The organism is Psychrobacillus sp. L3 (genome assembly GCF_042945595.1).
Classification (GTDB): Bacteria; Bacillota; Bacilli; order Bacillales_A; family Planococcaceae; genus Psychrobacillus.
The window spans coordinates 393629-411826 of record NZ_CP168493.1 but is presented as its reverse complement, the minus strand read 5'-3'; the positions used below and the strand labels follow the sequence as shown (position 1 = coordinate 411826).

17 protein-coding genes are annotated in these 18198 nt (G+C 35.8%); 10 read left to right on the top strand and 7 right to left on the bottom strand.

Features of this window, described 5'->3' with window-relative positions; all coding sequences use genetic code 11:
• The first annotated feature begins 20 nt into the window (after positions 1-20).
• Both ACEPXD_RS02070 and ACEPXD_RS02065 read left to right on the top strand, forming a co-directional pair.
• Entirely contained in the window at positions 21-2192 is a 2172-nt protein-coding gene (locus tag ACEPXD_RS02070; protein WP_391119454.1) for a YhgE/Pip family protein, read from the top strand.
• A gap of 144 nt (positions 2193-2336) precedes the next feature.
• On the top strand, positions 2337-3005 hold the full coding sequence (locus tag ACEPXD_RS02065) for a hypothetical protein (protein WP_391119452.1): 669 nt from the start codon (positions 2337-2339) through the stop codon (positions 3003-3005).
• 84 nt (positions 3006-3089) lie between these two features.
• Here ACEPXD_RS02065 and ACEPXD_RS02060 read toward each other — a convergent pair whose 3' ends face one another.
• Together ACEPXD_RS02060 and ACEPXD_RS02055 are read right to left on the bottom strand one after the other, a co-directional pair.
• The gene (locus ACEPXD_RS02060; RefSeq protein ID WP_391119450.1) at positions 3090-5273 is read right to left on the bottom strand and encodes an EAL domain-containing protein; all 2184 of its coding nucleotides are present in this window, start codon (positions 5271-5273) and stop codon (positions 3090-3092) included.
• A 266-nt stretch (positions 5274-5539) separates the two neighbouring features.
• A complete protein-coding gene (locus ACEPXD_RS02055; protein ID WP_391119448.1) occupies positions 5540-6079 on the bottom strand; it encodes a GNAT family N-acetyltransferase in 540 nt (179 codons plus the stop codon).
• 169 nt (positions 6080-6248) lie between these two features.
• Here ACEPXD_RS02055 and ACEPXD_RS02050 point away from each other — a divergent pair, with 169 nt between their 5' ends.
• A complete protein-coding gene (locus tag ACEPXD_RS02050) occupies positions 6249-7742 on the top strand; it encodes an MDR family MFS transporter (RefSeq protein WP_391119445.1) in 1494 nt (497 codons plus the stop codon).
• Between the two features lie 64 nt (positions 7743-7806).
• Here ACEPXD_RS02050 and ACEPXD_RS02045 read toward each other — a convergent pair whose 3' ends face one another.
• Entirely contained in the window at positions 7807-8493 is a 687-nt protein-coding gene (locus ACEPXD_RS02045) for a YqjF family protein (RefSeq protein WP_391119442.1), read from the bottom strand.
• A gap of 383 nt (positions 8494-8876) precedes the next feature.
• Here ACEPXD_RS02045 and qoxA point away from each other — a divergent pair, with 383 nt between their 5' ends.
• The 4 genes from qoxA (at position 8877) to qoxD (ending at position 12690) form a co-directional block, all read left to right on the top strand.
• Positions 8877-9791, top strand: a complete 915-nt coding sequence (gene qoxA, locus ACEPXD_RS02040) for a cytochrome aa3 quinol oxidase subunit II (RefSeq protein WP_391122951.1) — start codon at positions 8877-8879, stop codon at positions 9789-9791.
• A 72-nt stretch (positions 9792-9863) separates the two neighbouring features.
• Positions 9864-11813, top strand: coding sequence for a cytochrome aa3 quinol oxidase subunit I (qoxB, locus tag ACEPXD_RS02035; RefSeq protein WP_391119439.1), 1950 nt, complete (start codon positions 9864-9866; stop codon positions 11811-11813).
• Positions 11810-12406: a cytochrome aa3 quinol oxidase subunit III gene (qoxC, locus tag ACEPXD_RS02030; protein WP_391119436.1), complete on the top strand. Its 597-nt coding sequence runs from the start codon at positions 11810-11812 to the stop codon at positions 12404-12406. The genes qoxB and qoxC overlap by 4 nt, the downstream gene beginning before the upstream one ends.
• Positions 12407-12408: 2 nt before the next feature.
• On the top strand, positions 12409-12690 hold the full coding sequence (gene qoxD, locus ACEPXD_RS02025) for a cytochrome aa3 quinol oxidase subunit IV (protein ID WP_391119434.1): 282 nt from the start codon (positions 12409-12411) through the stop codon (positions 12688-12690).
• A gap of 23 nt (positions 12691-12713) precedes the next feature.
• Here the strand turns inward: qoxD and ACEPXD_RS02020 are convergent, their stop codons facing one another.
• Both ACEPXD_RS02020 and ACEPXD_RS02015 read right to left on the bottom strand, forming a co-directional pair.
• Positions 12714-12950, bottom strand: a complete 237-nt coding sequence (locus tag ACEPXD_RS02020; protein WP_391119433.1) for a hypothetical protein — start codon at positions 12948-12950, stop codon at positions 12714-12716.
• 164 nt (positions 12951-13114) lie between these two features.
• Positions 13115-14578, bottom strand: coding sequence for a hypothetical protein (locus ACEPXD_RS02015; RefSeq protein ID WP_391119431.1), 1464 nt, complete (start codon positions 14576-14578; stop codon positions 13115-13117).
• Positions 14579-14788: 210 nt separating this feature from the next.
• Here ACEPXD_RS02015 and ACEPXD_RS02010 point away from each other — a divergent pair, with 210 nt between their 5' ends.
• From ACEPXD_RS02010 to ACEPXD_RS02000, 3 genes are all read left to right on the top strand, one after another.
• Positions 14789-15166: an SLAP domain-containing protein gene (locus tag ACEPXD_RS02010; RefSeq protein WP_391119428.1), complete on the top strand. Its 378-nt coding sequence runs from the start codon at positions 14789-14791 to the stop codon at positions 15164-15166.
• Positions 15167-15254: 88 nt separating this feature from the next.
• Complete coding sequence (locus tag ACEPXD_RS02005) at positions 15255-15431, top strand: hypothetical protein (RefSeq protein WP_192797438.1); 177 nt, start codon at positions 15255-15257, stop codon at positions 15429-15431.
• 166 nt (positions 15432-15597) lie between these two features.
• The gene (locus ACEPXD_RS02000) at positions 15598-16425 is read left to right on the top strand and encodes a S1C family serine protease (RefSeq protein ID WP_391119425.1); all 828 of its coding nucleotides are present in this window, start codon (positions 15598-15600) and stop codon (positions 16423-16425) included.
• Between the two features lie 683 nt (positions 16426-17108).
• Here the strand turns inward: ACEPXD_RS02000 and ACEPXD_RS01995 are convergent.
• A complete protein-coding gene (locus ACEPXD_RS01995; protein WP_391119423.1) occupies positions 17109-17519 on the bottom strand; it encodes a VOC family protein in 411 nt (136 codons plus the stop codon).
• A gap of 152 nt (positions 17520-17671) precedes the next feature.
• Positions 17672-18103, bottom strand: coding sequence for a YybH family protein (locus ACEPXD_RS01990; RefSeq protein ID WP_391119422.1), 432 nt, complete (start codon positions 18101-18103; stop codon positions 17672-17674).
• Between the last annotated feature and the right edge of the window lie 95 nt (positions 18104-18198).

The following is an 18198-nucleotide window of genomic DNA, read 5'->3' as shown; positions in this document are numbered from 1 at the left end:
TTTATGATGAGGTGTACCTTATGAAAAATAGTTTGAATATATTCCGGACTGACATTCAAAATATATGCCAAAATTGGGTAGCCGCAGTACTTATCGGAGGTTTGGTATTTCTACCTTCTTTATATGCATGGCTAAATATTTATGCCTCTTGGGATCCTTACGCCCATACTAATCAGCTTCCAGTAGCTATCGTAAACGAGGACCTAGGTACAGTTGTTCGAGGAGATAAATTGAACGTAGGAAATGAACTAGTGAACACTTTGAAAAATAATCAAGACATGGAATGGTCTTTTACATCTCGAAAAATAGCGATGGAAAAAGTAGAATACGGCGATTTTTTTGCAGTCATTATTATTCCTAAAAACTTTTCCGAAAAGCTAGCATCTGTCCTATCGGATCATCCCGAAAAAGCAACTATGGAATACTATGTGAATGAAAAAATTAATTCCATTGCGCCGAAGATAACAGAAAAAGGAGCAAGTGTTATTGTCGGGAACGTTAGTAGCCAATTCACAGCAACCGTTAACGCCATCATCTTCAATCTCTTCAATAATCTAGGTATTGAACTCGAAAAAGATATGCCTGATATTAAGAACTTTGAAGACTATGTGATGAAAGTGCAAAAAGATCTACCCGCAATTCATGAGTTACTGCTGGGCACCCATGACGATGTTGCATCTGCCCAGTCCATTATCCACAAGGTACAATCCCTTATGCCACAAGCAAAAGAAATAACTACGAATGGTATCGATACCATTGAAAGTGCCCTATCCTTCTTGTCCAAAACACAAAATCGTTTAAATAATATGGCTCCAGTTATCGAAAATGACTTAGAAAAAGTATTGAAGACATCGAAAGAACTGCTACAAACAACACAAAATGTCAAGCCCGATTTTACAGAGTTGGACAAGGTTAAGAAGGAACTCGACAATAAGATGACCTCCTCCATACAAACAGTCAATTCTATAGAAGAAGACCTAAATTGGTTAAATAATTTAAACCATGCAGAATCTCCATCTTCATTACCATTAAACCAACAAGAAAAACTGACAAATGCAATTTATAAAACCGCTGATTTGAAGAAGCTTTTAATAGAAGCTCAGACCAATACAGAAGTAATAAACGAGCTAGTAAAAGGGAAAGAACAACAAATGTCAGCTGTTTTAAATGACTTTCAAAAAATTGCAGAGAACACCTCTATTCAATTAGAAGCATTTATAAAAGAATACAAAGATTCAATCGAACCAACCATTATTTCGGAAGTAAATAATGCAAGAAATACATTACAAAATGCCACAGTAACATTGAGAAGTATTCAGGCTACATTACCTGAAGTTGAACGTATTCTTAAAAATACAGACGACTATATAAACGAAGGAAAAAAGACGTTAGATTATGCAGTATCGCAGTATCCTTATATAAGCCATAAAGTGAATGAGTTAGCTGAAAGAATAAAGAAAGTTCAAGGGGAAACGAATATCAATGAAATTATCGAGTTACTTCGTAATGATCCAGAAGCAGAACGTAGTTTTTTTGAAGAACCAGTCATTTTAAATGAAAATAAGCTCTTTCCTATTGCAAATTACGGAACTGGAATGACCCCTTTCTATACAGTTCTTGCCATTTGGGTCGGTTGTTTACTCCTTATCTCACTGCTCACTACAGACGTTAAACACGAGAAAATAATAAGTGCGCGCGAAGTCTATTTCGGAAGATTATTTACCTTTTCTGCAATTGGTCTTCTCCAAGCTTTGATTGTAACAATCGGGGATATTATTTTATTAGATGTAGATGTACAGGATTCTTACTGGTTTGTACTCTTTGGGTTTCTGATTAGCTTCGTTTTCATGACAATTGTATATACGTTGGTTTCTGTATTTGGAGACGTTGGAAAGGCTTTTGCAATAGTTATGCTTGTATTGCAGATTGCTGGGTCTGGGGGAACGTACCCAGTTGTTTTATTGCCTAAATTTTTTCAATGGATTAATCCTGCTCTACCCTTTACGTATGCAGTTGGCTTAATGCGAGAAGCAGTTGGCGGCATCCTTTGGCAACGAGTCATCCAAGATATTATATTTCTCATACTAACTGCGCTTGCTTTTATATTGTTTGCCACTTTCCTAAAAGAAAAAGTAAACCGTAAAACAAGAGATATATTAAACAAATCAAGAGAATCCGGGTTATTTCATTGAGATAAGAAAAGCGCAAGACCCTATGTCTCCCTCGTTAAACGAGTATTATTGGTAAGTTTCATATACATTTTAATCACATTTATGATAACCACTGAGTATTCTATCTTATAACCCTTTTAAGATAAGAATAGGAGTGAATAACAAGTGTATCCTTACTCAAATATATACTCCCATTCGCCTCATTTAATTGGTTATGGCATTCCGTACTCTCAATACACCGTTCCAGTTAGTTACTTTTCAAAAAAAATGCCATACTCTTATGATAACTACTGCATAAGTAAGGAAAAAGTTGACTTTATAAGTATGAATCGTCTCCTATGGATAGAGCATGTCAACTGGACGAGGCTAACGATTACAAGTATCGTATTCCACTTACCCAATTTACAATTTGTTCAGGAACGGCTCTTAAGAAATGCTACTGATTTGGGAAATAGTATCCGCCCTTATTATGGGGATCGAATTGCAGATCATTATGCTGCTCTAATTAATGAACATCTAGTGTTAGCTGCAGAATTAGTTACTGCAGCAGTTAAAGGAGATACTAAGCAGGCGGATGAAAAAGAGAAAGCATGGTATAAAAATGCAGATGAAATTTCCACATTCTTAAGCAATATTAGCCCATACTTAGGAATAGAAGATGTTAGAAAAATGTTTTATACACATTTGGCTTTAACAAAACAAGAAGCAGTTAGTATGATTCAGAAAAAATATAAAGAAGATATTGAGGTTTTTGATAAGATTGAAGCGGAAGCGTTAGAAATGTCAGATATGATATCAGAAGGAATTATCATGCAATTCCCTTATAAGTTTTGATGAAAAATGGTAGACCGAAATCAATTTCCTGAAACCAAATGTAGGCACTTCGTATAGATGAAGTACCTACATTTTTTTGTTAAGTTAGCTAATGTCCATCAGGTCCATAACTTCAAATTTCAAGAATTCGACCGCAATCATTGGATCTACAGGTTTGCTAATGTAATATCCTTGGATTCGATGGGCACCCATTTCTTTTAGGAGAAGCAATTGTTCCTTCGTTTCGACACCTTCCATTATGGTCGTCAATTCGAGTCCACTCGCAATTTCCAAAATTCCTTTCAATATTGCTCGTGACTCTCCCCCATCACTTTCTACTTCCATTACAAAAGCACGGTCAACTTTCATAAATTGAAACGGCAACACTTTCAAAATGGACAATGAAGAATAACCTGTTCCAAAATCATCCAGTGCTATTTTAATACCCATTGCATTTAGATTTTCTAAGATCCGCTTAGCGGATTCAATATTTTGAGCGACGATCGATTCTGTAATTTCAAATACGAGCATTCTTGGTTCCACAAGAGTCTCTGCCAAAATTGTTTCTACATCACGCAAAAAATTGGGATGTTGAAGTTGTTTAACCGAAATATTGATAGTAACAGTAAAATCTTTGTATCCCTCAAGCTCCCATTTCTTCACTTGCAAAGCCGCCTGTCGAATGACCCAACTACCTACTTTGACAATCGAATCATTTTCTTCTAACAATGGAATAAAATCTACGGGACCCACTTCTCCCAAAACCGGTGATTTCCATCGAAGCAACGTTTCGAAACTGACAACTTGATCAGCAGATATACTATAAATAGGTTGGTAAACTAAGTAAAACTCATTATTTTCAAGTGCTTGATATATGTTTTTAGCAATACGTCGATTATTTTCACTTTCTTTCGCCAATTGCTCGGTAAAATAAACAAATTGATTGCCTCCGTTTTTATTTGCTTCCTTACAAGCAAATGCCGCATCTTGCATCATAAGTTCTACTTGATCATCTGCTGAATATGATCGAACTCCAACACTAGCTGTCAATAATACATTCCCTTCTTCAAAGTAAATAGGTTGCTCCAACATTCGGACAATTGTTGAGGCAAACTGCCTTTGCTCCTGTATTGTATCGATATAGGAAGTTATTACAAATTCCTCATTTGAAACTCGATATACGTTTTGCTTTCCTGTTAGTTCTAATAAACTTCTACTCACTTTAAACAATAATTGGTCACCAATCAGATAACCATTCCGTTCATTTACATCTTCGAAATGATCTATATTGATAAAGAACAGTGTTATTTTTTTTTCAGAAGTGTATTGTAATTTTTTAGCCAGGTTTTCTTCCAGTTGAACGCGATTTCCTAACCCTGTCAATAAATCACGCTTAGACTGCTTTTTTTCCCTATTTTCAAGTCGAAGTACATATATAAACACTACTAAAGTTATAGAAAGTGTTAATGATACCATAATAATATTATTCCAAAATGCTTTTGAGATTTTAGTCGTATCAGGGTTTGAAATAGAGTCAACTATAACTACCCAATTACTCCCTGTTTTCTGAAACTTAACGAAACGTGCTGCGGGCTTATCAACAATCCAGCTACCATTCGTACTTTTGTTGATTTCATTTAACAATTGACTGCTATGAGGTATTACCTTTTCAAATACCATTTCTTTTTGTGAACTAAAGATAACCTCATTTTCTTTTAATAAAAAAACGATTCCTGGCAAACTTGATTCATCCGCAAGTTTGCTAATGATATTAGCCATATTAATTACTCCGGATAATACACCAATAATCTTTCCTTCGCTATTGGCAACAGGAACAGAAATTGCAGTTACTTTTTGTCTAGGATCTTGATGCAAGTTAAAAACAGGACTAAACATGATTTCACCGGCCATAGCACGTTCAAATGATTCTTTTTGTTTCACCTGAAATTGTGTACCATCAGCCGCACTAACTTCACCATCTGGTGTGATAAAACCAAACCCACAAAAATAGGGTATATTAGCATTTTGCTTATGTAAAAATAAAGTTATGTCCTCTTCTTTCTCAATCAAATAGGGAATGTGCATTGCCATCAATTGCATTTCAGCAATTCCCTCCATGGAAAACCGATTAACTTCCAAAGTAAAGTTATTCAGTAACTCATTCGTTTCCCTTTCAACTGAATCCAATACAAGTTGTTTTGTCGAATTATAGTTAATAAATGCAAATGTAAGAACACTTAGGAAAACGAGTACTAGTAAAATATTGATGTTCTTTTGCCGCCTTATCACCTATCCACTTCCATTCAACGTCATTATGTTCCTTTATACCTATATGTATTATAATACAACATCTAATTGGAGCAACACATTTTCTGCGACGAGTAATCGCAGGAGCAACGTTCTTTCTGCGACGAGTAATCGCAGGAGCAACGTTCTTTCTGCGACGAGTAACCGCAGGAGCAACGTTCTTTCTGCGACGAGTAACCGCAGGAGCAACAAGTGCTTGTGTCTGAAAGAAGAGTTGTTCCTTCTGGTGTAAGTAGGCAATCATATACTTAACGTTCTAATTGATACACTACTAGACGATACATTTGCTTATTAGTGTATCCTTGTTCATCCACTCTCCCAATTTCCACGAACTTACACTTTACTAGTAGATTAATGGAAAGTCCATTACACTCCTCAGTATAAGCTAGAAGTTTCTCTAAATTCATTTGTTCAAAACCATATTCAACTACACTTAATAAGGATTCTTGCATCAATCCTTGCCCTTGATAAGCGGGAATAATTCCATAACCAAGCTCGCCACTTTTTTCATCCTTATTAAGGTTCCAAATGCTTATAGTTCCTATTACCTTATTTGATTGTTTATGTTCAATTGCCCAAATTAGCCATTTTTTATGATCGACACCTTTATTCATCTGGTCCATATAGACACTTGTTTCTTCAATACTTTCATCCGCTTTGGTATCTGTAAATATATGCATACTCGGATCTTTTCTCATGGCATACAAATCATGTACGTCATTTTGTACTATTCTTCTTAACAGAAGATTCTTTGTATCTATGTTAGGAAAAGAAGTGTAATTTATCATAGCTTCACCGTCTTTCTTTCTAATGCCAATTCCGTAATAGTATCTTTACAATTTCTGCATCTCATCGCATTAAATATATCGGCTTTTCCACATACTTTCTTTACTCCTCTATTTAAGGGTGGTAAACTACAAAATAGCAATTTAGTACCATTAAGGGGTGAAGCAAAATATGAACAGAGAAACTAAGGTCAAGCCTGTCATGGCCGCACTATTGTTAGGAATATTTATGGCATCTTTGGATAACACCATTGTCGCTACAAGTATGGGTTCGATTATCGGCGATTTAGGTGGGATGGACAAATATGTATGGGTTACTTCCGCTTACTTAGTTGCTGAAATGGCAGGAATGCCGATATTCGGAAAATTATCCGATATGTACGGTCGAAAGAAGTTTTTTATCTTTGGAATATTGTTATTTTTAATTGGCTCGATTTTGTGTGGAACTGCACAAACAATGGTTCAATTATGTGTTTTCCGTGCTATTCAAGGAATTGGTGGCAGTGCATTAATGCCAATCGCTTTCACGATCATTTGGGATGTAGTTCCTAGTGAATCACGCGGAAAAATGAGTGGGTTATTTGGGGCAGTGTTCGGTCTTTCTAGTATAGCAGGCCCTTTACTAGGTTCATTTATTACAGACCACATTCATTGGCGTTGGATTTTTTACATCAACATCCCAATTGGTTTACTTGCTTTAGGTCTTATCGCTTTATTTTACAATGAATCTAAAACGCATTCTCGTCAAATTATTGATTGGGCTGGTGCCATATTCCTTGTAAGCTTTTCTGTATCTCTTATGTTCGCACTCGAATTAGGTGGAGATACGTATAGCTGGAGCTCATGGCAAATTATCTCGTTATTTATTTTATCGGTTGTTTGTTTTGTTGCATTTTTAATCATCGAAAAATATGCGAAAGATCCAATTTTGCCATTTGATTTATTCAAAGAACGTTTATATACTACTAGTGTTTTAACAGGCATGTTCTATGGTGGCGTATTTATGGTTTCTACTATTTATATCCCGCTCTATATTCAAGGGGTAACAGGTGGAAGTGCAACAAACTCAGGTTTATTACTATTACCGATGATGGTAACATCAAGTGTAGGAGCAGCTATGGGAGGTGCACTTGCTAATAAGTTTAGCTACCGATCTATTATGATTGTTTCAAGTATTCTCCTTGGAATTGGAGCCATTTTACTTGGAACCTTAGAGCCTTCCACCCCTCGTTGGATGCTAACTATCTATATGATGATTGTAGGTCTTGGAGTTGGTCCTTCCTTTTCAATTCTTGGTATGTCTGCTATTCAAAAAGCTCTTCCTCAACAACGAGGTAGCGCCAGTTCAACGAGTAGTTTCTTGCGCGCTTTAGGAATGACACTTGGTATTACTATTTTTGGCGTAATTCAAAGAAATAGTTTTATTTCAGGATTACCAGAATCATTTAAACAAAATGTAGTTGGCGGAAATAGTCGTGCTATTTTATCTCCGGAATTACGCGCTAAAATTCCTGCAGATATTTTAAAACAAATTACAGATGTTTTATCTAATTCTCTTACTACTACATTTTTATGGACACTCGTTCCTCTAGCACTTGCGTTTGTTTTTATTTTGTTAATGAGCAAAGAGAAACTATCCGATTCACAAATGTTTCAAGATAAGTAACTGCAATTAAACAAAACAAAAATATAAAAGGTTCCAGAACAACTCTAAATTGTTCTGGAACCTTTTATTTGTTCTCCGTATTTTCCTTTACAGGTGGAAATATAAGCGCTTTTTTCATTTTAGAATAGTGGGCTATTGGAGCATTCACTTGATAATTACTTTTTAAAAATGTTCCCATTGAATTTTCAATTAGTGTACCAGTAACATTTTGTAAAATCCAAGGAGAATGACTAATATCTACACGAAATAATTGATCTTTCGTTTTTGTCCACAAATGGTACCGTTCTGTCAACCACCGTTCGAATGGAGTACTCTCAATCGAACTAGGTATCGGTTCAAATGTTGTAACAAGTACTTCCCGAATTGATTTTCTGTCTCTAAATCTACTCTGAATCGTAAATGTATTCTTACGTCGTTTTAAACTTATCTCCGCATACCGAAAAGGCAAAAAGTCTCCGAGTGTCGTCAATTTTACAATCAAAGAATTATTCGCATCTAAACTGAAGAAATGCACACCTGCCTTCCCCTTAAATGTGACATACGTACGAACGTTAAGCTCTAAAAAAGAACTAAATCCAAGTATAGGAGGAGTAAATCTTGAACGATTCCCTTTTACTTTAAAAAATATTAACCCAATCCACGCCCTCCCGTTATAGAGATCCAGTTCTAGTTCAGGAGGAATGTGTTTAAGCAAATCGTCTGGAGAAACTGGCCAATGAAGAAATAATACATCCTGCCATTCTTGTGTCATTATCCACTGCTTTCGATACATTGAATGCCTTCTTCCTAAAGGGTACTAATTCGAAGTATTTCCTAAGAATGGTACATTCAAACTGATGGAAGCCGTCCACCTTCTAGGAGTAAAAACTGCGCTTTATAAAAAGCATATTTTTACCATAACATATATATTTATCTACTTTATTGTCTATCTTTCAAACTTATTCACAATTTGTTTAACAAACTATTTATTTTTGGACAAATCTTATTGAACTTTTTGTGAAGGCAGTTTCTTTCCATAGTTTTTAAAAAAGTATGGGACTAAGATAGAGGCAGATATAAAACGTCTATCAATAATTTGGATTTCTATGAAATACAACTTTATTAAAATAATTCGAGAGGGGTACAACTATGAAATTGAAAATGAAATGGGCATTGTTTACAATGATTCTCACTGTAGCCGCTGTGCTATCTGGTTGTGAACCATTATTAGTATTAGATCCGAAAGGTCCACAAGCTGAAGCGCAAGCACATGATATCATGTTATCCATTTGGATGATGTCTGGTATTGTAATTGTTGTTTTCGCGATTTTAATATTTATCTTGATTAAATATCGTGCTTCTAAACAAAGTGCAGATTATGAGCCACCACATATTGAAGGTAATCATATTGTTGAAGCAATTTGTGTAGGGATTCCAATCATTATCGTAATTATTCTGTCAATAGTTTCTGTCAGAAGTAACTATGAAGTAGAGGCAATACCAGCAAAATATGAAGATCAAAAACCATTAGTTGTTTATGCTTCATCTTCCAACTGGAAATGGCACTTTAGTTATCCGGAAGAAAATATCGAGACAGTTAACTATCTATATATTCCAGCTAACCGTCCTATTGAATTTAAACTTTATTCATATGGACCAATCACTAGCTTCTGGATTCCACAACTCGGCGGTCAAAAATATGCAATGTCGGATATGGTTAATACGTTATACTTAGCAGCTGATGGAGAAGGCGAGTTTGATGGCCGAAACGCGAACTTCAGTGGTGAAGGTTTTGCACAAAATACGTTCCAAGTTACTTCCATGTCCCAAGCTGACTTTGATGACTGGGTAAAAGAAGTACATGAAACAGCTAAACCACTTACAAAAGAAAAGTTTGAAGAATTATTAAAACCTGGACATTTGGGACGTTCCACTTATAACGGAACTCACTTAGAATTCTCACCTGCTCCAGAACACAATCATGATATGTCCGATATGTCCGATATGCCAGGTATGTCTGATTCACATGATCAAGAATCGCATGAGGAATCGGCACACACTCATCATTGATTTTAGTTTACAAGTTTGGTTATAGCTCATTTTTTGAGCAGCACTATATTTCCCGAAAGGAGTTTCAAAAGTATGGATTTCTTTAAACAGTTTGCGGTACCACATCCAAGCTTTTTAATATACGCATCCATGGTTGGCATTGGTCTAACTATGCTTGCAATAGTCGTAGGGATTACCTATTTTAAAAAATGGGGGTATTTATGGAGAGAATGGTTAACAACTGTTGACCATAAACGAATTGGTATTATGTATTTGCTATCTGCTTTGCTAATGCTATTCCGTGGCGGCGTCGATGCTATCATGATGCGTGCACAACTAGCATTACCTGATAACACCCTGCTAGATTCTGAGCATTATAACGAAGTTTTCACGACACACGGGGTCGTTATGATCCTGTTTATGGCAATGCCATTTATTATGTTTTTCTTTAATTTCCTAGTTCCATTACAAATCGGAGCTCGTGACGTAGCGTTTCCACGCCTGAATGCGATAAGCTTTTGGTTATTCTTTATGGGGATGGGATTATTCAACCTCTCGTTCATTATAGGTGGTTCACCTGATGCGGGATGGACTTCTTATTTCCCATTAGCAGGTAATGAATTCAGTACATCTGTAGGTACGAACTATTATATGATTGCTATACAAATAGCCGGTCTCGGTACATTAATGACTGGTATTAACTTTATGACGACGATTCTAAAAATGAGAGCACCTGGTATGTCTTTAATGAAAATGCCAATGTTCACATGGTCTGCGTTTATCGCCAATGTCATTATTGTTTTCGCTTTCCCTGTATTAACAGTAGCACTTGCAATGGGAACGATGGATCGACTATTCGGAACAAACTTCTTTTCAACCGCTAACGGTGGTATGGATATGATGTGGGCTAACTTGTTCTGGGTTTGGGGTCATCCTGAAGTGTATATCTTAATTTTACCTGCATTTGGTCTTTACAGTGAAATTATATCCACTTTTGCACGCCGTAATTTATATGGTTATAAGTCAATGGTTGCATCAATGGTTGTTATCTCTCTATTATCATTTTTTGTATGGGCCCACCATTTCTTTACGATGGGTCAAGGTCCAGTATCAAATAGTATTTTCTCGATTACCACAATGGCGATTGCCGTTCCTACCGGAGTTAAGATATTTAACTGGCTGTTTACGCTTTGGAAAGGGAAAATTGAATTTACTACCCCGATGCTTTACTCTATACTCTTCATTCCTTTATTCACATTAGGTGGAGTTACAGGGGTTATGCTTGCAATGTCGTCAGCTGACTATCAATATCATAATACGATGTTTTTAGTAGCTCACTTCCACAATGTAATCATTCCGGGAGTAGTTTATGCGATGCTTGCAGGTCTCACTTACTATTGGCCAAAATTGTTTGGCTTCATGTTGAATGAAAAAATCGGTAAATGGACAGTTTGGTTACTTTCCATCGGCTTTGTCTTAGCCTTTATTCCAATGTATATTACTGGTTTAGATGGTCAAGCACGTCGTATGTATACTTATTCCGAATCAACAGGGTTTGGTCCATTGAATATGGTTGCATTCTTCGGTGCAGGCTTGATGGCGGTAGGTTTTGTTTTACTTGTATACAACATTTACTATAGTACTCGTTATGCTTCAAGGGATATTAGTAATGATCCTTGGGATGCACGTTCTCTTGAATGGGCAACGCATACGCCAGTACCAGAGTATAATTTTGCGATTACACCAAAAGTTAATTCAACTCAAGCATTTTGGGATTCTAAGAAGAATGGTCATGAATTATTCCAAGGTAAACTTGAAAAGATTCATATGCCAAATAATAGTGGATTACCATTCATAATGGGCTGTATCTTCTTTGTCTTTGGATTTGCAATGGTATTCAGCATGTGGCCAATCGCCATTATTGCGTTAATTGGGTTATTAGCTTGTCTTGCCTACCGGTCATTTGAGAAAGATCACGGACGATACATCTCTGTCGAAGAAATTGAAGAAACTGAAACAAAATTGCGAGGTGCTAAAAAATGAAGGTAGATAACTCGCTTCCACTGGAATATAGTACGGAAGAAAATAGCTTAAAAGTCTTAGGCTTTTGGATTTTCCTTGGTGCGGAAATAATGCTATTTGCAACACTTTTCGCAACCTATTTTACAATGGTTCATCGAACCGGCAATGGTCCTACTGGAGCTGAAATCTTTGAAATTGCACCAGTATTAATGGAAACAATCCTACTATTAACTAGTAGTTTTACGATTGGTCTTGGAATTCATGCCATGCGTATCGGCAACAAAAAAGCGACGATGATATTCTTTTTAATCACACTTCTTCTTGGTGCAGGATTCTTAAGCTTTGAAGTCTCTGAGTTCATTCACTACGTTCATGTAGGTGCAACACTACAAACTAGCGGATTTACCGCTATCCTGTTAACTACATTAGGAACACATGGATTGCACGTAACATTTGGTTTCTTCTGGGGATTATTTATCCTATTACAAATTAAAAAACGTGGTTTAACTCCTGAAACAGCCAATAAATCATTTATCTTCTCACTTTATTGGCATTTCTTAGATGTCATTTGGATTTTCATCTTTAGCTTCATCTACTTGAAAGGAATGATGTAATTATGAAAGAATTATTCCCTTTAAAACAAGTAATGGGCTTTGTCGCTTCACTAGTTCTTACTGCAGTGGCACTTTTAGTTTACTTTACTGATATGTCATTTGCAGTAGGTATGACAGTTCTTCTTTTAACAGCATTTATACAGGCCGGTCTTCAACTAGTTGTATTTATGCATGCTGGGGAGACTAATGATAAAAAATCTATTTATGCAAACGTATATTATGGTTTACTTATTGCGCTAATTACCATTTTCGGAACATTAATGGCAATGGTTTGGGATATGTAAATATAAACACTTAAAGAGAGCGTCTATACGGCGCTCTCTTTTTTAGATTTTCGAGAGTTTACCACCATTTCTTCAGAAGCTACTAGAAACAGACCAATTAAAAAAATAAAAACAGCACCCATTACTGTGCCAATACCGACACCGATAACAGCATTATATTCGCTAATAAAAATTCCGTATAAGAAGATAGCTATTCCTATAGAGAGTAATGTGCCACCTACATATCTTGTAGCGTTTAACATATTCTTATATTTTTCCACTGAAACCATCCTCCTTTTCTATATATTATTCACGCAGTTCACAAAATTGTCAAATACTCTTTTTTAATATTATGTATTCTACTTGACATGCAAAAAAAAACAAAGCACTTCAAAGTAAAAAAAGAATTGCTACATAGCCTATGACTTTGCAGCAATTCTAAATCCTATTCCGATGGTAAATCCTTGCCAAAGATGGATACATTTTGTCTATCCATTACAAATGTATGACCGTTCCATTTTAATACATTTTCTGCATATCCTAATCCATCCGCATGGTATCTTCCTGCGATTTCTTGAGAAGCCATCAGTTCATAAGTACCATCCCTTGCAAAGTCAATTGGATAAAGTCCTCCAATTGGATCTACCCATCCCTCTATCGGTTTTTTCAGTGTTCCATTCTCGTTATAAATTTCGGATAAGTATTCCTGTCCTTTATACATTAAGTCCAGTATATATTTCTTTTTGGGATTAGAGCTTATGACCGTTACTTTGTATTGGTTTTGATAATCGACTTCATACTTGGTGTGTTCATTATATTCATCCGCATCAAATATTTGTCGCATACTTCCATCTATGAAAGAAAATACGTATGCGTATATTGCGCCGCCGCTACCACCAGTATCGATGACAATAAGTATGTCGTCTACACGATCTCCGGTAAAGTCACCAAGTAATATCGTAGGGTTATATCCTGCATTCTCTTTTAAAGGAATGGTTTCGTATAAATTAGTTTTTTCATTGATAATTTCTAGGGTAATCTTTTGCCAAAAAGGACTTCCTTTTGTCTTTTCACCTGTAAGGTAAACGGTATCCAGGAAACCATCACCAGTCACATCGCCTCTTTTTTTGTCGATTACAATTTTATTGACAGAACTAGCATCACTTAAGAGTTTTAAAACCTGTTGTTTTATATCTAATAACAATTCTCTTGATGGGTACGGCAAACGAAATGCCAGTGCTTTTTCAATTGAATTTAGACTCTGTTCCAGATCGCCTGTCTTCTTTTGCGCATCAGATAAGTAGTACCAGTAAAAAGAAAAATCATTTGTTTGCAATAATTTCTCGTAGTAATCTTCGACTTTTTTAAAATAATATGGATAGACATCTTTTGCTTGAACAAACTTTCCTTCACTAAAACGATATATGTCTATTTTATAGGCTTCACCCGTATCATGAAGCCATATTGCAAGTTCATATTGTCCATCCTGTCCATACTGGCCTGGCATGTCTTCTGTTTCCAATTTACTATAGACCATATTGTTCGTAGGTAATCGTACAAATCCTTTATTCGTCCATTGCAAAAGGTCCAATTCCGACCACATACTCCCTTTTTGCCAACCAACAATGATAGTATTTATCCAATTCTCCGTTAATGGTGCTGCCATTAAATCCGTAATGCCATATCCACTTCCTTTAATATGCATTAAAGGAAGCCATTGATCATTCATTATCTTTAAAATCAAAAGATAATTTTGCTCTTCATATTTATATGCTCCAATTATTTCTTCTATATGATCCCCATCTATATCAGCAACCAATACGGCCGGTCTCTCTTGGTTCTTCGGTAATTCAAGAATCGTTGCAGTTGGAGGTAAAAAGTTTTGAAATAGATTTACATAGTCACTCATAGTACCCTCCTTTCCAATTAACATATGCTTAGAAATGGTAGGACAACACATGTATCGCCACACTTAGCACTAGTCTTATTAAGTAAAAAAGATTGAAGTTCAATTATTACAAACATCTATTTCATCTTTTATTAGTGCATTTAATATTTTCGAAACATGAATAGACGTGTACCTATGATAAAATGTTTCTGAATAGAGGAGGTTTTGAAATTGCAAAAACTTGCGTTTGAAAAGTCATGGGATAAAGCCTTATCTGGTAAAGATCGAAAAGAAATTGAGAAGATTTTTCTTGAAACAAGTAGGATGAATCTTCCTAATGTCCTTCTATCACCTATACGGCAAGCCTTTAACCATAAAGGAGAATTATTAATTACGGTGCTTGTCCATAACTTTACTCAAAAGGCATTTAATTTTCATAAAACAAGATTAATATACAGAGAAAACGATGTAACTATTGCCGAAAATATTTTTACACTTCAAGCGCTTATAATCCAGCCTAATACTAGTATGCCATGGACTTTTATTTTTACTAAAGATAGTTTGAAGAAGGTTGTAACTCTTGAAAATGGTCATTTAGAGATGATGTAAATTATTTAATTTAAATTTGCATACATGTTTAATTATTTTTGAACCATGTTAAAAAGGCATCAAAATAGTTTAGATGGGAGGTTTTATTTTGACAAGAGATAATCATCAAGGAGCTAGCAACAATAAGGGGTCCATGGCTAAAAATCCAAGTAGCAAGAAAGAAGAAATTTCTCTGGAATTAGCTGAGTTAGGAAATTTGAAACCAAAGCAAGGAAAGATGACTCAAAATCAACGAGAAAAAAGCGAAGAAGAAAAATCTTACTAATTGATACTTTATCAGGTTGGGGCATAATTCCCGTGCCCCAACCTGCTCCATACATATTGATATATCAGACTTCTAGTGCTGTTTTAATAGATAAGTAAACCCTGTTCCCTTCCATTTGTGTATAATACATGTAAAGATATGTGTTATACAGTTAGGATGTGTGCGAATGGATCCAAATGAAAAACAGCATAAGGACGAAAGTAAAACCGATAATATTGAGGAAGAAATAGATGAAGAATTTTTAGAATTTGTATTGGCAGCTCAACAAGAGGCTCTTCTAAAAGAGGCTCAAGAAAAAACGAGGCGAAAGTCTAAACGGCCTTTTCCTAAATGGATATTCTACCTGATGGCAACCATATTGTTCGTTAATACATTTGCGGCTATCTTTTCTGTATATTCCATTCCAGCCGTTGAATTTTTAAAAACTTCTGCGAAATTATCATCTCAAGAAGGTATTACTAGTTATAAAAAGGCGGTTGTCGTTGTTTTAACAGACCGCAGCAAAGGAACTGGCTTTTCCATTTCAAGTGACGGAACAATTTTAACTAACTATCATGTCATTGAAGGACACAAGACGGTAACGGTTGGTTTTCCAGATGACCGTCGTTTCAAAGCTAATGTTATACGTGCATATCCATCTGTCGATCTCGCTGTATTAGAAATTGCTGGGGAAGACTTGCCCTATTTGGAACTAGCAAAACAAACGACCATTGAAGAGGACGAACCTGTTTATTTTATCGGTAATCCACTAAGTTTTACAGGTATTGCAAATGAAGGAAAAATTATAGATTATATTCAGTTAAGCGATTGGGAAGAACCCGTCGTTATGATGAAGGCTCCCGTTTATCGGGGAAATAGCGGCAGCCCTGTTTTGAATACGAATGGGCAAGTCATAGGCGTAGTTTTTGCTACGTTGGATCATGATACGTACGGTAGGGTAGGGTTATTTATACCGATTGATGAGTATTACAAACAGCAAAATGGCACTAATTAATGTAAATGTAAAATGGCCTCAAGCTACTCACTTATTGGTCTTTTACGTAAATAAAACTTAAGAAATGCGCAAGCGTCCTTTGAGAGCATCTTGTTTTCACCTTTTCCAGAGTGCTTTGGACGAAACATAGGCTACACTATTACCGTTAGAGTTATGGAACGTGAAGTGACCGCGTCACTTCACGTTCCCCTTTTTTTCGGTAATCTTGTGGCGGACATTTGTCCGTCGCCCTCTTGGAATTTGTAAAGACATGATGCATTTGGTTTGGATAAAAAGAGATAAGATGCTTTCCTATTCTTTTAAAAGCGGACGAAGACAATTTCGCACGCTCGGCTCTTCTTTATCCATAAATACTGCCTAATTTTCTCTACTCCCACTTGCCCTATTGATAAACAAAGGAAAGTATCAGTTCATTATTCCGACGAAACATATTGTCTTTATTATATGCACTGTTGATTGGAGCGGAAGGCGGCGACTCCCAGGAGGGGATTATCAAGCAAATCAAGACCCTGGACTAAGCGAAGGAATCAGCTTGATGTATGCCCCTGGTAAGAATCCGCCTGCAGCGGAAATCAACCTGTTCATGACATAAAGATTTATATACTTCTTATTCCTCGAAAAAAGGATCGCCGCAGCGACCCTTCTGAAATTCAAGCACCCATTAATTAAATATCCATATCTCATTACTTCGGCATTTTGCTTATATCCATATACAACACATTCCACCGATGACCATCCAAATCAGTAAAACCGCAGCCGTACATCCATCCTTGTATCTCTGAAGGCGCTCCAAATAATATACCACCAGCATCTACTGCATTCTTTGCCAATATATCTACTTCTTCTCTACTATTGGCATCAACGGATAGCAAAACTTCAGTAGCTTGTTTTGTATCAACAATTTCATGTCTGGTAAAGCTTTTGAAAGTAGATTCTGGAAAAAGCATGACAGCTACATTATTATCCCCAACGATTAATTGCGTTTGTTCGCTATTGCCATGTTGTTCATTAACAGCAAATCCAACTTTTCTATAAAATTCCTTTGATTTATTGATGTCTTTTACCGGCAAGTTAATCCAAAATTGTTTTAGCATCGTTATTTCTCCTCTTTTAGTTTATTTTTGTAAGTCTTTAAAAAATTTTCGATTAGGATTTTTATTACAGTTATTTATTACTATAAGATTTGAGTTCACTCTTCTTGGATTAACGCTCTTTTTAGTTGAACAAGTTAGGTGCGTTCTTACTTTTAGTTAAAAATACCCTTCCCAGTCTCTATATTTATTGGTAACGATGAATGTTCGTGTATAATGGACCAAGATTCATTTACTCTTCTTAAACAGAATGTGAATCTATTTGTCGTCTGACGAAGTATTTCTCCTGATTCGTTTTGAGCAGCAAACTTAATAGAACAGCGAACAAAAGCCATGTTCGAACTTTCCTCTACTACTAAATCATTAAAATCTATTTTGAGTAAAACACCTTCCTCACTTAATCCTTTAAACCATTCTTTCACCATTTCTCGCCAATTGGAAATACCAATACTTTCCCAGTTTTCCCAGCAATCATAAATATGTATATCAGAAGAATATGTAGATAAAAATCTTTCAACATCTTTCTCGTAAATAGCAGATTTGTAATTTTCCAAAACTTCTTGCACTTTACTAAATTTAGTCGTCATTAATTCATCCCCCTTTACTGTAATTCAAAGTTTATATTCATTATAAGATTACTTATTCTGTACGCACAACATTTTTTCCTTCTTCATAGAAAATT

Excerpts from the sequence above, each read along its gene's own strand:
- ACEPXD_RS02070 (WP_391119454.1), top strand. The coding sequence starts at position 21 with ATGAAAAATAGTTTGAATATATTCCGGACTGACATTCAAAATATATGC.
- ACEPXD_RS02055 (WP_391119448.1), bottom strand. The coding sequence starts at position 6,079 with ATGATAAATTACACTTCTTTTCCTAACATAGATACAAAGAATCTTCTG.
- ACEPXD_RS02050 (WP_391119445.1), top strand. The coding sequence starts at position 6,249 with ATGAACAGAGAAACTAAGGTCAAGCCTGTCATGGCCGCACTATTGTTA.
- ACEPXD_RS02045 (WP_391119442.1), bottom strand. The coding sequence starts at position 8,493 with ATGACACAAGAATGGCAGGATGTATTATTTCTTCATTGGCCAGTTTCT.
- qoxB (WP_391119439.1), top strand. The coding sequence starts at position 9,864 with ATGGATTTCTTTAAACAGTTTGCGGTACCACATCCAAGCTTTTTAATA.
- qoxC (WP_391119436.1), top strand. The coding sequence starts at position 11,810 with ATGAAGGTAGATAACTCGCTTCCACTGGAATATAGTACGGAAGAAAAT.
- qoxD (WP_391119434.1), top strand. The coding sequence starts at position 12,409 with ATGAAAGAATTATTCCCTTTAAAACAAGTAATGGGCTTTGTCGCTTCA.
- ACEPXD_RS02015 (WP_391119431.1), bottom strand. The coding sequence starts at position 14,578 with ATGAGTGACTATGTAAATCTATTTCAAAACTTTTTACCTCCAACTGCA.
- ACEPXD_RS02000 (WP_391119425.1), top strand. The coding sequence starts at position 15,598 with ATGGATCCAAATGAAAAACAGCATAAGGACGAAAGTAAAACCGATAAT.
- ACEPXD_RS01995 (WP_391119423.1), bottom strand. The coding sequence starts at position 17,519 with ATGCTAAAACAATTTTGGATTAACTTGCCGGTAAAAGACATCAATAAA.
- ACEPXD_RS01990 (WP_391119422.1), bottom strand. The coding sequence starts at position 18,103 with ATGACGACTAAATTTAGTAAAGTGCAAGAAGTTTTGGAAAATTACAAA.